This window comes from Paenibacillus sp. RC21, from assembly GCF_044907935.1.
Classification (GTDB): domain Bacteria; phylum Bacillota; class Bacilli; order Paenibacillales; family Paenibacillaceae; genus Paenibacillus; species Paenibacillus terrae_A.
The window spans coordinates 350,610-365,274 of record NZ_JBIYCS010000003.1 but is presented as its reverse complement, the minus strand read 5'-3'; the positions used below and the strand labels follow the sequence as shown (position 1 = coordinate 365,274).

At 48.5% G+C, this 14,665-nt stretch carries 14 protein-coding genes; 1 reads left to right on the top strand and 13 read right to left on the bottom strand.

Annotated features, from left to right (window positions below; translation table 11 throughout):
• Positions 1-283: 283 nt before the first annotated feature.
• From ABIA61_RS11410 to thpR, 3 genes are all read right to left on the bottom strand, one after another.
• Complete coding sequence (locus tag ABIA61_RS11410) at positions 284-967, bottom strand: metal-dependent hydrolase (protein WP_283654951.1); 684 nt, start codon at positions 965-967, stop codon at positions 284-286.
• A 140-nt stretch (positions 968-1,107) separates the two neighbouring features.
• A complete protein-coding gene (locus ABIA61_RS11405) occupies positions 1,108-1,920 on the bottom strand; it encodes a cell wall hydrolase (RefSeq protein ID WP_283654950.1) in 813 nt (270 codons plus the stop codon).
• A 102-nt stretch (positions 1,921-2,022) separates the two neighbouring features.
• Positions 2,023-2,625 carry an RNA 2',3'-cyclic phosphodiesterase gene (thpR, locus tag ABIA61_RS11400; protein WP_283654949.1) on the bottom strand — a complete coding sequence of 201 codons (603 nt, stop codon included), beginning with the start codon at positions 2,623-2,625 and terminating at the stop codon, positions 2,023-2,025.
• 185 nt (positions 2,626-2,810) lie between these two features.
• On the opposite strand from thpR, the gene ABIA61_RS11395 reads away from it, so the two are divergent.
• Positions 2,811-3,767, top strand: coding sequence for a D-2-hydroxyacid dehydrogenase (locus ABIA61_RS11395; RefSeq protein ID WP_283654948.1), 957 nt, complete (start codon positions 2,811-2,813; stop codon positions 3,765-3,767).
• Positions 3,768-3,771: 4 nt separating this feature from the next.
• Here the strand turns inward: ABIA61_RS11395 and ABIA61_RS11390 are convergent, their stop codons facing one another.
• The 10 genes from ABIA61_RS11390 to ABIA61_RS11345 form a co-directional block, all read right to left on the bottom strand.
• Positions 3,772-4,761 (bottom strand): THUMP domain-containing class I SAM-dependent methyltransferase, encoded by a 990-nt coding sequence (locus ABIA61_RS11390; RefSeq protein WP_283654947.1) that lies wholly within the window; start codon positions 4,759-4,761, stop codon positions 3,772-3,774.
• A 13-nt stretch (positions 4,762-4,774) separates the two neighbouring features.
• Complete coding sequence (locus tag ABIA61_RS11385) at positions 4,775-5,719, bottom strand: MsnO8 family LLM class oxidoreductase (protein WP_283654946.1); 945 nt, start codon at positions 5,717-5,719, stop codon at positions 4,775-4,777.
• Between the two features lie 68 nt (positions 5,720-5,787).
• Positions 5,788-7,203, bottom strand: coding sequence for a deoxyguanosinetriphosphate triphosphohydrolase family protein (locus tag ABIA61_RS11380; protein WP_283654945.1), 1,416 nt, complete (start codon positions 7,201-7,203; stop codon positions 5,788-5,790).
• 229 nt (positions 7,204-7,432) lie between these two features.
• Positions 7,433-8,344, bottom strand: coding sequence for a nickel transporter permease (nikC, locus tag ABIA61_RS11375; RefSeq protein ID WP_404580746.1), 912 nt, complete (start codon positions 8,342-8,344; stop codon positions 7,433-7,435).
• 35 nt (positions 8,345-8,379) lie between these two features.
• A complete protein-coding gene (locus tag ABIA61_RS11370; protein ID WP_283654943.1) occupies positions 8,380-9,384 on the bottom strand; it encodes an ABC transporter permease in 1,005 nt (334 codons plus the stop codon).
• A 38-nt stretch (positions 9,385-9,422) separates the two neighbouring features.
• Entirely contained in the window at positions 9,423-11,078 is a 1,656-nt protein-coding gene (locus ABIA61_RS11365; RefSeq protein WP_404580745.1) for an ABC transporter substrate-binding protein, read from the bottom strand.
• 891 nt (positions 11,079-11,969) lie between these two features.
• Positions 11,970-12,935, bottom strand: a complete 966-nt coding sequence (locus ABIA61_RS11360) for a glycoside hydrolase family 25 protein (RefSeq protein ID WP_283654941.1) — start codon at positions 12,933-12,935, stop codon at positions 11,970-11,972.
• Between the two features lie 134 nt (positions 12,936-13,069).
• Positions 13,070-13,516: a phage holin family protein gene (locus ABIA61_RS11355; protein WP_283654940.1), complete on the bottom strand. Its 447-nt coding sequence runs from the start codon at positions 13,514-13,516 to the stop codon at positions 13,070-13,072.
• Positions 13,517-13,714: 198 nt separating this feature from the next.
• Positions 13,715-13,981: a hypothetical protein gene (locus ABIA61_RS11350; RefSeq protein WP_283654939.1), complete on the bottom strand. Its 267-nt coding sequence runs from the start codon at positions 13,979-13,981 to the stop codon at positions 13,715-13,717.
• Between the two features lie 60 nt (positions 13,982-14,041).
• A complete protein-coding gene (locus ABIA61_RS11345) occupies positions 14,042-14,653 on the bottom strand; it encodes a hypothetical protein (RefSeq protein ID WP_404580744.1) in 612 nt (203 codons plus the stop codon).
• Positions 14,654-14,665: the final 12 nt, after the last annotated feature.

Sequence of the window (14,665 nt, the reverse complement as noted above, 5' to 3'; positions counted from 1 at the left end):
GCTTGACTTGAAAAACACGTCGGATCTACTGATGAATCTAATTAGTTCTATCATTTTATCATTGACCTACCATGTTAGCAATTCAAAGTTTTTATGATTGTGATAATAAATCTTTTACATTACAGCTTCAATGTTACATGCAAAAATATACTGTTTTTATGTATAAATATTCACTTTAAAAAATCCAGCCTTTCCCATTCCCGAAGGAACAAAAAAGGCTGATAAAGGATATCTGTTGAACATTCTGACTCTCAGACGTATCCCTGCAATTCGGCAGTGCAGGTTAAAATTCGAGGCTTTCACCGGGATTCAGGGCTTTCCCCTCAATCCCTTCCTTGTGCAGACGGTCACAGAAGGCGTTCCCGTCCTGCTCAATGCCCGGGAATGTATTGTAATGCACTGGTATCACGCGGCTTGCCCGGAGCCATTTAGCTGCCAGCAGCGCATCCTCCGGTCCCATGGTATAGCCGTCACCAATCGGTAATACCGCAGCATCTATCGAGTTAGTTTCCCCAATGAGACGCATATCGCCAAACAGGGCGGTATCGCCAGCATGGAAAAATGTTTTGCCGCCTATGGTCAATAAAATGCCCGCAGGCTCACCCATATATATCGTTTGTCCATTCACATTTAAAGAGGAGCTGTGGAACGCAAGCGTGAATTTTACATGGAATCCGTCAAATTGGTGACCACCGCCAAGGTTCATGCCGTGAGCCTTGGCTCCCTGAGATGAACAATAGTCAGCCAATTCCGCCACCGCGATTACAGGGCAATCGTTGCGCTTGGCAATTTCAACAGCATCTCCAAAATGATCCGCATGACCATGCGTCAACAGCACTGCATCCACCTGAATATCCTCAGCTTTTACTACCGCTTTAGGATTCCCGGTCAAAAAAGGATCAATAATAATCCGTTTGCCCTCTTCCTCCACCAGCACAGCTGAATGCCCGTAATATGTGATTTTCATATCATCTGCCACCTCCATTGTCACTTTCAGAACTTAGGTACCTTTCATTTACCCATTATACCGCTTTTTGCATACAAGCTTCATCTGTACACGAAAAAAATACGTTCACAAAGCTGAACCCTGTTGTTTAGAAAGGGCTGTTATTTGTAAAAGGTATGATGACCGATTGTTTTCACTTTGGTACGCGAATGATGAACCGTAAGATCCTGAGCCAACGTCAGCGACAGGAAAAAGCAGGTATTATCAGGCACGGCTTTATGGCCATTCAAAGCAGCCGTAACCGCACGAATGCTGTCCTGGTTGGGGTGGACACGACGAAGACGCCCGTTCGCAACCGGACTAAATTGCGCTTTTTGATAAATCACTGCCTGAATCGTATCGGGAAATGGGGCTGACCGCAGCCGGTTTAAGACAACGTTGGCAACTGCCACTTTGCCTTCGTACGGTTCGCCTTCTGCTTCTGCCATGACTATTTTTTGTAGCAGGAGCAGTTCTTTAGCGGAGACAGGATAGCTCCAGGTAGACAACGCCTTGTCATCCTGAGAGAGCATTTGTGTCTTCGTAAAGTAGATGGTTGTAGGAGGGGGAAGAATTGCGGACTTGCTATGCTGGACTTCAGGTTTTTTCACGCCGGTTGCAACATTGCTCCGGGCTTGTCCCGCCTGCTTCATCTGGGAAGCGGGTAACGGAGTCGGCATGATTTGTTTCCAGCTCGGCTGCCCATGAGCCTTGGCAAAGATGGGACTTGTCCTGTTTGACCCGTTATGGGTCTCCATCCTGTCCCCGTGTGAAGGAGCCGAAGAATTCCCTGACCAGCTCAGAGATTGCATAGGTGCATTTTTATGATTTTTTTGTGTTTGTTGAACCTCAGCGTAGAGGCCTACCCCCAATATACAAACAAGCAGCACACTCAAAAGAGGTGCAAACCAACGATGTTCTTTAACGATTTCCATAATGTTCCTCCTGTTAACTTTAGGCACATTCCTCAGATATGTAACCCAAAATGCGCCTTTTGAATAACGCTGAAATACTATATCACTAAAATCGCTGATAGATCAAGGGTTCCACCTTGATAATGGGATTGTTTGAATTATTTGGTACATTGGTTTTTGGCCCATTCGGGTCGCGTACAAAACAAATTCTCCCACTTCCCACGGCTCGCCTATCCGGTCATTGGACTGAAACATAGACGCCGGAATAGGCTCCTGCCCTGTATACGAACGTGCTACTGTGATATGGGGCCTGTAAGGCCGTTCCTCGGGCTTAAAACCAAGCGGTTCGGTAGCCTCAACTATGGATTGGTGGAGCTGGTTCAAAGAATCCTTCTGCCCCGTAACTCCCCTCCATAGCACACGCGGAAATCCATCTCGTCCAAAAGTCCCCGGTTCGCCAAGCCCGAGAGTGAACGGGGAATGTGCAGCGGCCGCCTGAAATAAAGCCTGTTCCAGTTCCGGTATATCCTTGGTCGCCACATCCCCCAGGAACTGAAGTGTCACGTGGTAATCCCTGAAATCGGTCCATTTGCGAAAAGAAAGCTCGTTAACATCCTGTTCCACCCAGCGGCGTAACTCCTTCTTATGCTCGCTCGGGAGAGCAATCGCGGTAAAAAGTCTTTGTGTTTGTGCTGTTTGCGGTACTACCAGCGGTAATCCGTTCATCGTCATGGTCTTCCTTTCATCCCTAATCGGAGCTACAGTCATTCGTTGTTATCTATAGTGACACAGCAAGCTCGCTTTTACCCCTATTTATGCAATCTTTTCACCAATCTGTTATCCTTGAAAGGATGATTCAGCAGAATATATTGGAAGCTCCAAAGAATCAAAAACCGAGGAGGTAATGAATCATGGGAACCATCGTAAGTTTACACCAGCTTACCGCAGAGCAAGAAAAGCAAATTCGTGCAGCAGCTCCGGGCTATGAGCTGTTCATTGGTAAAGCCCAAGAGCTGGAGCCTGAACAAATCCGACAGGCAGAGGTCATTTTAGGCTGGTCCAAGCATATTTCCGAAGCGGCTTTGCATCCTGACAGCAAACTGAAATGGATACAGACCTGGTCGGCGGGCATTGATAAGCTGCCACTTGCAGAGCTGGAAAAGCGTCATATTTTACTCACCAATACAAGCGGCGTTCATGCCGTTCCGATTACGGAGCAAATCTTCGGGATGCTGCTGTCGCATACACGGTATTTACAGCAAGCAGTTCTCTTGCAACGTCAGAAAACATGGCAGCCACCGGAAGGCGACCTAACGGAATTACGCGGTAAAACGCTGCTGATTACGGGCGTGGGCGAAATCGGTCGTGAAACGGCCCGGATCGCAGAAGCCTTCGGCATGCGGGTGATCGGAGTTCGTCGTTCCGGCAAGGATGCCCCTCATGTGAAGCGCATGTACACAAATGAGCAATTACATGAAGCGATGGGAGAGGCGGATATCGTGGTAAATATTCTGCCATTCACCGAGGAAACCCGTCACTTCTTTGACGAAAAGGCATTTGCAGCCATGCGTAAGGGAGCTTTCTTCATTAATGTAGGTCGTGGCAACACTGTCCATACGGATGCACTTGTGCGCTCTCTGGAGCAAAAGCATATTGCCTTTGCCGGACTGGATGTATTCGAGGAAGAACCGCTACCCGCGTCACATCCACTGTGGAGTCTGGAGAATGTCCTGATTACGCCGCATATTGCAGGCGACACGGACCGTTACGCTGAACGGGCGGTAGATATTTTCCTCACCAATTTGAAAGCCTACGCAGCCGATCAGGAGCTGCCGCTGAATTTGGTTAACTACAAAACTCAGTATTAACAAACTATTCACAGATCCATATTTCCCGGCTCATACCTGTCTTGTGTATGCGGCATTGCTCCGTGAGGGTCCAGCCTGACTCGGACAGCAATGCTGCCATCGGCTCCGTGCTTACGACTACCGCTCGTGCGGCCAAGCGCCTCAGGCTGCGCAGCATCTGCTTTTGTTCATCGGCAGGGAGCACGGAGCACAGGTTATAGGGCATATCCAATATCGCTGCATCATAGGTTCCCTCCAGCAGATTCATATCTCCCAGCTTCACCCGATCCTCTTCATATCCAAAATGACGCAAATTCACGCGTGCCCCGCGTACCGCCAGCGGATTAATATCACAACCGCGAATATCTTTTCCCATGCTCAATGCTTCAATCATCACATTACCCATGCCACAGCACGGGTCCAGCAACTTCAATCGGCCCACATCTATATCCTGTGCTGCTATGTCATGCACTGCTAAATTCACAAGCGCTTTGGCTACCAGCACTGGTAGTCCGGTGGAGTAGTTTTGCGGCTTATGACGGCGCTCCAGCCACGATCTGTCGCTGTATATGCACTTGCCAAGCAGCCATCGCTCTCCTACCCGTATGACACCCAGGGTGACATCCGGTTCTTTCATTTGCGCCTGTCCTCGAATACGTGCGCCAATGCGTCTTTCTATACCGCGACGCTCGTCATAGTCAGCCACGTTGTCGCCTTCCTTAAGGCACAGGACCTTGAAGGTCTTCCCTTCTTCAAGGTGAATTGCGGAAGCTGCTTCGCATAGCTCATCCAACGTACCCGCATCTGCGGTCACATCCAGCCGAAGATGGATGAACGGGCTGGTGCCCGGCTCCAACCGCCGATAGGACAACAGCATGGAATCATGCGCAGGCGGCTGGCCGAAAAAGCTTTTCAACTCCAAAAGACACAGCTCTCGCTCGGTTTCATGACACGCGTAGGTATATATGTATCTTTGCATATTCATAGCAGAACTATTTATTTCATGTCGGTTCATGTCAGATCTCTTTTCATTTAGAATCATAGCTAGAATTTATGGCCTCTGCTATAAGACGGTAGGATTGAAGCCGCTGCTCATAATCGGGAATGGGTGTGACCAACAAAAATTCATCATTATCGTACTCAACCTGCAAGCTGCGCAACCGTTCGGCAACATCCGATGGTGTTCCCACCAGCCAATTGGCCCGCATCGCCGGGTCACCCATCGTAATCTGTGCAGCCCACCGCTGCGCCTGTTCATTCGTTGAGGCACTTATGGCCCCTACAGCAACCATCGTACGGGGCTTGTCCATTCGTTTGGACGGCTGAAAGCCGGAACGGTACATGCTCAGCATATCTCTCGTATCCTGCCCACTCATAAATTGACCGAACACATAGCCAGTTGAATACCGGGCGGCGTATTCGGCACTTTTACGGTTTGTACCCAGCATCCACAGCGCAGGTGGCTGTTCAGGCATCGGGCGGGCAAACACAGGCACCTGCTCATACTCGTAGGTACCTTCCAGCAAAGCCAGCAGCGCTTCCATCGTCTGTGGCAGTTCAGCCACATGCTGGAGAAAGTTGCCGCTCAGCGCCATCGAAGCATGTGGTCCTCCACCGGGTGCTCTCCCGAGACCCAGCTCGACTCTGCCCGGATATAGAGCCGCCAGCAGATGAAACCATTCTGCGACCTTGACCGGACTATAATGCGGAAGCAAAATAGCGCCTGCCCCCAGCTTGATTTGCCGGGTCACCGCCCCGATGTGAGCCAGCAACACTTCCGGGCTGGAGGAAGCTAGCCCCTTCATATCATGATGCTCCGAGGTCCAGTAGCGCGTATAGCCCCACGCTTCTGCACGTCTGGCCAGCTCTCCTGCCCATTGAACGGCCTGCTCCGGTCGGTTTCCGGGCAATAACGGCACCATATCCAGTACCCCCAAATTCAGTGATTTGGCAGGTATAGACTGAGAACCCATTGATATCCCCCCTTCTTTTCCATACTTAAAAACCAGTTTCTTCTACTATATAGGGCCAACATGAAATGTTAGTCCAAATCGTAAATGGAACCCACCTTCAAACCATACAGCTCATTATAGATTTTCTCGGCAAACGCATCGGTCATCCCTGCAATATAATCAATGACCATATGCTCCCATGTCCAAATCGGTTTTGCCTTGCCCTGATCACGTTCAAAGCGTTGGAGCCAATCACTCGGAATAATGGACTTGGATGTCTCTGGATCGAGAAAAGCCAGCCACAGGCGTCTGAGCATCCATTCACTCCGTTTTTGCAGCCGCTGCACGCGCAGATCACGGATCATCGTGACCCAAGCAAAGCTTTTCAGCACACTCACGGTACGAAGCATATCGAGATCCTCGCTTCCATCCCGCACAAAAGTAACCTTTTTCCAATCACCCACATCAATTACACCCAAGCTGCTGACGAACAGACTGACCCAGTACGCTTTCACCTCACGACGGGTACGGGAATAATCGTGTTCACACATAGGCATCTTGCCATTCCATACCTTCAAAAATTCACTGAGCACAGCCGCCACCTTCTGTTCGATCTGAGCCAGCTGCCAGCCTTGCCAGAAGCTATCCTCCAACGTGGTGATTTTTTCTGTAATCAGACGGATCAAGTACGGATCATACAAAAAATGCTCGTGCACCTCAATTTTCCCTGCCTTAATTCCGTCCTCCAGATCATGCGCGGAATACGCAATATCGTCGCACAGGTCCATAAGCTGGGCCTCCAGCGTCTTTTGACCATCAGGAATTCCCCAATCCTCGCGGATGGAACGAATGTATTCCCACTCATGCAGATACATCCCTTTTTTGTTCAAAATCCCCGGATACGGATACTTGTTGATCCCCAGTAAAACAGCGTCCGACAAATTCAAACCATCTACGTTCTCACGCTTCTCCAAAAACATAATTAGTCGGAAATTGTGTGCGTTCCCCTCAAAATGCTCGTAGATTTGCCGCTCGCGTGCATATGCCTCCAGCCCCTGCCTGGAATCAGGCGTGAAGCTTCCAGCGGCCGCTATCTTTTCCACCTTCGTCTCGATCAACTGATCCAAAATGCCGTCCAGTACCTCTTCGCCCTTGTGTCCGAACGGTGGATGGCCAAAATCATGCGCAATGGACGCACATTCCACCACCTCGGGGTCAATAATCAGCCCGGCGTTATCAGCCTGCCCCAGTTCCACCTCGGGATGCCGCCGCAGCAAGCTGCGTGCCGCTTCGCGTGCAATCTGCGCTACCTCCAGCGAATGCGTCAGCCGTGTGCGATAATAATCACCCGTGCCTGCGCCAAAAACCTGAGATTTGCCTTGCAGCCGACGAAAGGTCGGTGAATGGATCAATCGGGAGTAATCCCGTTCATATGCTGCCCGTGAAGCGTCGCTTCGTGTCTGTTCCGGAAACTGCCGATGCTCTCTCTTGTTTTGCCATGTCATAAAGCCCACTCCCAACGTACTCAATTGGAGTGATTATACATTTTTTTCACGTCTCAGGAAAGCTGACATGACTTGCATTGAGAAGATTGTATGTCACAGTTGAATGAATCGAAGTTCATTACACGAAAAATGTCATATGAAAAAGGTGTTCCTCCAGCCATTAGGATTCAGGCCGGGGAACACCTTTTTTTAATAATATTAGAAGTATATAAGCTAAACTACTTTTGTTCTAGCGCTTCGCCCTCGGGTCCAGCACATCCCGCAAGCCGTCACCCATCAGGTTAAAGCCCAATACAGTCAGCATAATGGATATACCCGGAAAAATAACAGTCCATGGTGCGTTCTGGATGTATTGGCGTGAATCCGACAGCATTTTCCCCCACTCCGGTTGAGGAGGTTGTGCGCCCAAGCCGAGAAATCCAAGCGCTGCCGCTTCAATGATCGCCGTTCCAATTCCCAGCGTGCCCTGTACGATGATCGGTGTCAGGCTGTTCGGCAAAATATATCGGAGTATGATTCGAACATTATTCGCCCCAAGCGCTCTGGCAGAAGTGATGTATTCCTCGGTTTTGACACTGAGCACTTTGGAGCGCACCAACCGTCCGTACGTTGGTACATTGACGATCGCAATGGCATACAGTGCATTTTCCAGGGAAGGCCCTAAAATAGCAACGATAGCAATCGCCAGCAGAATCCCCGGAAATGCCAGTAAAATGTCGAACAGCCGCGAGATGAGCATGTCTGCCCATTTTCCGTAAAATCCCGCAATTAAACCCAAGGCCGTTCCTACGATCATCGAACCAATGACGGACAAAAAACCGACCCACAACGAGATTCTGGCTCCATATAGTGTACGAGTCAGCAGATCCCGGCCGAGATCGTCCGTCCCAAACCAGTGCTCTGCGGAAGGGGGTTGCAAGCGACCCACCAAATTCTGCGCTTTATAATCAAAAGGAGCAATCCACGGAGCGATCAAAGCGATAATGACAAAGAAGATAATAATGCTGAGGCCGACGAGCGCCATTTTATTGTGTTGGAAAGCCCTCCACGCGTCTCTCCAAGGGCCGGAAACGACAGGCACATGAGCCAGCGTATGGCGTGTCGTCGGTATATTGTTGGGTTCCATCGAAAATTGTGACATCGGACAAGCTCCCCCTTGACCCATTGACGACTTGATTACTGATAACGGATACGCCGGTCCAGAACCGCGTACAGTAAATCGACAATCAGATTAATGATGACGAACAGGAACGCAATGATCAGAATCCCGCTTTGAATGACAGGATAGTCACGCGAGCTGATCGCTTCAAAAATGTAGCGTCCGATGCCGGGCCATGCAAAAATGGTCTCTGTCAGCACCGCGCCGCCCAGTAGCGAGCCCGTCTGAAGACCGATGACGGTAAGCACGGGGATGGCGGCATTTTTAAGTGCATGCTTGTACACGACTTGAAAAGATGCCAGTCCCTTCGCTCGGGCTGTACGGATATAATCCGAATCCATAACCTCCAGCATGCTGGAACGGGTAATGCGGGCAATGACCGCCATCGGGATGGTTCCCAGTGCGATGCTGGGCAAAATCAAATGCTTGATGACCGTCCATACCTGCTCCATACGTCCACCAATCATCGCATCAATAACCGCCAAATGCGTTACAGCCTCCACCGGATCACGGGAATTCATACGTCCGATAGAAGGAAGCCAATGCAGCTTATTGGCAAAAATCCACTGCTCCATCAGACCCAGCCAGAAAATGGGCATCGACACCCCGACAAGGGCAATGACCATGCTGACATAGTCGAACCAGGAATTCCGCTTCCAGGCGCTCACGATACCCGCATTCATTCCAACAACAACGGCAAAAAACATACTCGCCACCGTCAACTCCAGCGTAGCCGCCAAGTAAGGCAGCATTTCCCGGGCAATCGGCTGTCTGGTGCGGATCGAATCACCCAAATCGCCATGGGCCAGCTCACCCAGGTAAGTTCCATATTGCTGTAACCACGGCTTGTCCAGCCCCAACTGCTCACGTAGTGCCTGTTTGGACTGCTCTGTGGCCTTGTCTCCCAGTATCGTTTCCGCCGGATCCCCCGGAATGGCATGAATAATCGAAAAAACGATGAGCGTCATGCCCAGTAATACCGGAATCAAAACGGCCAGTCTTTTTACAATATATGAGTTCATACCAAAATCACCGCCTGCTTGCGTATGTGCTATTTGGACTATTCAAAATAAACGTTGCCATACGATTCAATACCTGCCGGAGAAGGCACGAAGCCCTTGAGGTTCACTTTACCTGCCATCAGTGGTGTGCTGTGAACCAGTGGAATCCACGGCGCATCCTGTTTAATAATCACTTGTGCTTGTTTGTACATTTCCGCCCGCTTGTTCTGATCGACCTCAACCTGAGCTTTCACCAATATTTTATGCAGCTTCTCATTGACATAAAAACTACGGTTATTGCCCGGAATCGTATCCTTGTCCAGCAGGGTGTACAGGAAGTTGTCCGGATCGCCATTATCTCCGTTCCATCCCAGCATATACAAATCATCTTTCTGGCCCGCCTTGAGATCATCCAGATAAGTGGCCCATTCCGGCGATTGAATGTTCACTTTCACACCTATTTTTTCAAAATCAGCTTGAATGGCTTCCGCTACCTTTTTGCCGTCAGGCATATACGGACGAGATACAGGCATCGCGTAAAAGGTTAACGGCTCGGTAAGCCCATTAGGATAGCCCGCTTCCGCCAGCAAGGATTTAGCCTTATCCAGATCGTAGGCATAATCCTGAATGCTATCGTTATATCCCCATAACGTAGGTGGCATCGGATTGACCGCAGGCTTGGCTTGTCCCGCAAACAATGCATCAATAATGGCCTGCTTGTTCACCGCATGATTAAGCGCCTGCCGTACCTTAGGATTATTGAATACCTTTTTCTTTAAATTAAATCCAATATACGCCACATTAAAGGATGGGCGTTCAATTTTTTGCAGTTCGTTATTGCCTTCCAGCTGCTTCGCATCGTCCGGGTTCAGATCCTCCATCAGATCAATTTCTCCGTTTTGCAGAGCATTAAATCGCGCGGTATTGTCGGGAATAGAACGAACAATGATCTTGGCCAGCTTCGGCTGTCCCTCTTTCCAATAGTTTGGATTTTTCTCCAGCGTGATGGTATCATTTCGTTTCCATTCCTTAAATACAAAGGGTCCCGTACCGACCGGATTGCTCTTGAAATCAGCCTTTTTCTCCTGAATAGCCTTAGGGCTTGCAATACTAAAGGATGGCATAGCGATATTTTGTAAAAAAGGCGCCTGCGGCTTGGTCAGTTTAAACTGGACAGTGTTCGCAGCTACCGCTTTGACCTCCTTGATCACCCGACTCCCTTCTGGGCCGAACATGGAGTCATAATAATCATACGAGTCCCCTTCAAATTTGTATGGACTTTTCGGATCAGACCAGCGGTTAAAGTTAAATACAACGGCTTCTGCATTAAAGTCGCTTCCATCATGGAATTTTACACTTTGACGCAGCTTGAACGTATAAATCAGTCCGTCCGGTGATACTTCCCAGCTCTCTGCAAGCCCCGGCTGAATCTCCGTGGTGCTCTCCTTGTATTCCAGCAAGGTATCGAACACCTGCATTCCAATTTTTAGCGATTCACTTTCGGTCACAATCGCAGGGTCCAGCGCCACGGAATCGCCACCGCGTCCATAAATTAATGTATCCTGCTTGCCCTCTCCTGCGCCGCCTGGCGTTTTTCCTGCCTCCGGTTTTGCGCCTTCATTGGAACCTCCACAGCCGGAAAGTGCCAGAACAGCCCCCAATGCAAGCACCAGTAGGACGGTCCAAGCTTTGTTCTTTACGTACTTTTTCCTCATGCAGCAGACCCCTTTCACACCTCATATATTGTTAGTTCGTTGATACCAGATGGATGCCCGGATAATCTCTATGATCTAATGGACACAGGGTCCAAATTAAACCCGATGACACACAGTTACGTAAGCTTACACAGCAAATATCTATCACCAATCGTAAGGTATTATCAAATGATGGAGGACAAATTGCTAAAATGAATCTCCCTTTATATTCAACAGAAAAATAGACTTCTTCTGGGTTGCATGTTCATTATTTCGCGTGAGTATGAGGGAATCAAGCTGATTTTTAGCCTATTACCGAGTGATATCATTTTCTCTGATGGAAGCTATTTCATAAGTCAGCACTTTGCATCATTCGATTCCCAACGCTCGAAAGTACAATAGATAGACGAACTAAACCGTTTCGATCTATATATTGCTGATTTGAAATCGCTCTTGGGATTGTTGCAAAATGCTCAAGTAGGAGGTGTGTAAGGTAATTTTATATGTAGAAGTAGATATCAACACCCTGTGGTTCAATTCAATCGGCCTCCGTGATGTATGCCTAAAGTCTCGTACCCGATGCGATGGTCTGTGAGGTTATGAGGAAGATTGCTATCTCCAAGCATTCAGCTTTTGTTGAATCATAGTGAAAAATGTCATATATACTCACAGTATATACAAGTGATTACATGAATGGAGAGTGATTACTGGATACTTTACTATAAAATGAGATGGTAGACAAGAGCGTTTTCATAGATCTTTTTAAATTTCCGAACGTTTTCGGAGAGTAATGTTAGTTAATATCACAGGGAAATATCTACAAATATACAAAAAAGAACGCCGCTGTAACAGCTGCTCGCGTCCTTTTTGTAAGATCCAATTCTCCTACTTAGTTCCTGTTTGTTCAGTAGTTTACGACGATTTCTTAAACACACCCAAACGGTTCAAGACTACGAGCAGGCGATAAAAATCATAGCTGCTCGGCTGCTTGGCATCCACAATCGGACTCGACGGATTAAAAGCAACGGCTGCGGCTACGGCTTCCTTTGCCCAAGCTGGCACTGGCATAGCCTGACGCGCCTCCAGGTCAGCTACTTGCTGATCCACTTTTTTAATATAAGCGGTCTGTTCGTTCAATGTCTGTTTGAGCACATCCTTGCTGTTTTCAAGTGCGGCAACCTGCTGCTGCAAGGCTTTAAATGCCGCTTTTTCCTCTGCTGTCATCGGCTCATCCCCCTCTTCTCCTGCAAAAGCTTGGCGCAGCTCTGCCTCAGTTCCGGCGTATACATTCAGGTCAACTGGCCCTTGAATCCCATCAACTCGTCCACTGTCGCTGTATTGCCAGAAGTCCCACAGCTTCCATGCTGTGGTATCATTGGGCACTCGTGTGCTATAGCGCGCAATCCACAGCTTATAAGCTACCAGCGACGCTTTGAAATGGGCTGCAAAAGCGTTTCCCGTATATACCATCGGCTTGCGACCACTTACCCTTTCAAATTCCGTCAAAAACGCCATGGCTACGTCATGGATCGCGGCAGAGCTAAGTCCACCCGGATTATTCTCATAATCCATGACCGCTGGAAAGTCCAGCGCTTCTGCACCTCCAACCCGATCCAGTACCTCGGCAAAATGTCTGGCCTCCGCTTTGGCCGCGTCAACGCTGGTTGCATCTACAAAATGGTAAGCTCCCAGCAATACCCCTGCTGCCTTGGCCCCTTTGGCGTTGGTGATAAATGTCGGATCGACGTAACGCTGTCCCTGACTCGCTTTTATAAAGGCAAACGATTTGCCATCGGCTCGTACACGTTTCCAATCAATATTTCCCTGGTATCGGGACACGTCAATGCCCTCGGCAGCGTTAGGACTGCGATCTTGCATAAGTCGATCCCTCCTTGTCATTCATAATGTTGTAACCGATGATGTTACTGTTATAACTATGCTTGGACCATTGACGTGGTCCGGGCTTTTCCAACTTGGTGCTGAAAATGGGGCAAAGGTGCATTCTGCTCACCTTATGAAGCTTTATTTCTTTTGTCGGAGGGGTCTGTTGGCTTTTTCTTTTCCCCGACCGACTTGGATTCAAAAATGGCTACCGCATTTCGCAAAATATCCGGCATTGGCACTCCCATTCGGCCCACATTTTCAATAATCGACAATAGCTCGTTCGCCAAATAAAAGAAAACAACGGCATCCCGGAAATAATGTGCATCCCCCAGAATACCGTCGATCAGATGAGCTACCGTAATCATCAAAAACACTGTAACCTTGCGAAAAATACCGTAATAGCCCTCTCGGCTTTTCAATGCTCCATTAATCCAGGCCGCCGCCCAGCCTGTGAAAAAATCAATAATGACCATCCATAACAACAACGTCAACATCGTCGTCCACCCCCCGAAAAAATAACCGATCAAGGTCCCCGTGGAAAACCCCAGCCAAATCTGATCGACCTTTTCATGCATGCTTGTTCCCCCTTTTGAACCAACTTATCTAATGGATGCCCTTGGTTGGTCCAAGGGCATCATAGTATCACCTGCTGTGCGCTATGCTTTTCACTTTCTCTATAAAACCGAAATTTTTACAACGATGTCCTATAACGTCACCAGCACATCTATACAGTGGAATTTGTAGATTCGTGTATATATTTATTTTCCTAATCGTTATACTGTTTTCTTGCGAAAAATAGAGCTGTACCAAGGAACCGTTTCTTCCTGTTCATTCAAAATATCCTCAGATGACGAATCTTCTACGTTACCCGGCACTAGATCGGAACGTTTGGATAAAATAATCTCCATGACCTCGTCACGCTGTTGTTCATCCAAAACATAGCTTCCAATGATCGTAGCTACATCGCCCTCTCCCCGATCATAGCGGGTGATGCAGGCATGAGCACAAATACGCAATTGAGCCTCTGTTAAAGCTGCCATGGTTATGATTTCACCTCTTTTATATAGATTTTTGCTACTGTATATAATAGTCAGTACACGTTATTTTCCTGTGTTACCAAGCATGAGTTGGATCAGCGTTACTTCCAGATCTGCAATACGCTGCTTCAATTGGTCTGCCTCGCTTGGCTGTTGCTCCGTTTTTTGTGTCAGCTCCTTGATCGCTTCGTCACTTAATCCTTCACCCCAGAATGTCGTTGGGTCTTTTCGTTCTGGAGTTGTAAAATTTGGTACAGAATATACGGGTTCTTCCCCACGTTCGTTTTCTGGCTTGCTTTGCCATTCATCATGCAGCTTCTGAAATGAAGCATGAGATTCCTTGTTCAACTGCTCGTGCGCGTTTTGAGGCTCTAGCAGCTTTTCGTCATATTCTGCTTCATAGGTCAGCCAGCCTTGGATGTCAAAACGGGGATGGTATAAGCCCGGTGGCACTGGAATACCAACGGTATAGCCAGTAGGGATAGTTTTTGAGTTCGCTTCGTCTGTGGCACTCGAACTATCTGCAATAAGCTGATAGGTGCCTAACTGCTGGTCCGTATCAGATATTGGGAGCGAAGATGGAGCATAAAAAGGGACGACGCCAGAAAAGGCATCGTCCACCAACTCGTCCTCTAGATAGAAGCCGTCTGTATTTACTTTGGGTACTGCTTTCATTTGTTGTCCTCC

Bases quoted from the DNA above. Each gene is read 5' to 3' on its own strand.
- ABIA61_RS11390 (WP_283654947.1), bottom strand. From the start codon at position 4,761: ATGAACCGACATGAAATAAATAGTTCTGCTATGAATATGCAAAGATAC.
- ABIA61_RS11370 (WP_283654943.1), bottom strand. From the start codon at position 9,384: ATGAACTCATATATTGTAAAAAGACTGGCCGTTTTGATTCCGGTATTA.
- ABIA61_RS11395 (WP_283654948.1), top strand. From the start codon at position 2,811: ATGGGAACCATCGTAAGTTTACACCAGCTTACCGCAGAGCAAGAAAAG.
- ABIA61_RS11385 (WP_283654946.1), bottom strand. From the start codon at position 5,719: ATGGGTTCTCAGTCTATACCTGCCAAATCACTGAATTTGGGGGTACTG.
- ABIA61_RS11345 (WP_404580744.1), bottom strand. From the start codon at position 14,653: ATGAAAGCAGTACCCAAAGTAAATACAGACGGCTTCTATCTAGAGGAC.
- nikC (WP_404580746.1), bottom strand. From the start codon at position 8,344: ATGTCACAATTTTCGATGGAACCCAACAATATACCGACGACACGCCAT.
- ABIA61_RS11360 (WP_283654941.1), bottom strand. From the start codon at position 12,935: ATGCAAGATCGCAGTCCTAACGCTGCCGAGGGCATTGACGTGTCCCGA.
- ABIA61_RS11350 (WP_283654939.1), bottom strand. From the start codon at position 13,981: ATGGCAGCTTTAACAGAGGCTCAATTGCGTATTTGTGCTCATGCCTGC.
- ABIA61_RS11365 (WP_404580745.1), bottom strand. From the start codon at position 11,078: ATGAGGAAAAAGTACGTAAAGAACAAAGCTTGGACCGTCCTACTGGTG.
- ABIA61_RS11355 (WP_283654940.1), bottom strand. From the start codon at position 13,516: ATGCATGAAAAGGTCGATCAGATTTGGCTGGGGTTTTCCACGGGGACC.
- thpR (WP_283654949.1), bottom strand. From the start codon at position 2,625: ATGAACGGATTACCGCTGGTAGTACCGCAAACAGCACAAACACAAAGA.
- ABIA61_RS11410 (WP_283654951.1), bottom strand. From the start codon at position 967: ATGAAAATCACATATTACGGGCATTCAGCTGTGCTGGTGGAGGAAGAG.
- ABIA61_RS11405 (WP_283654950.1), bottom strand. From the start codon at position 1,920: ATGGAAATCGTTAAAGAACATCGTTGGTTTGCACCTCTTTTGAGTGTG.
- ABIA61_RS11380 (WP_283654945.1), bottom strand. From the start codon at position 7,203: ATGACATGGCAAAACAAGAGAGAGCATCGGCAGTTTCCGGAACAGACA.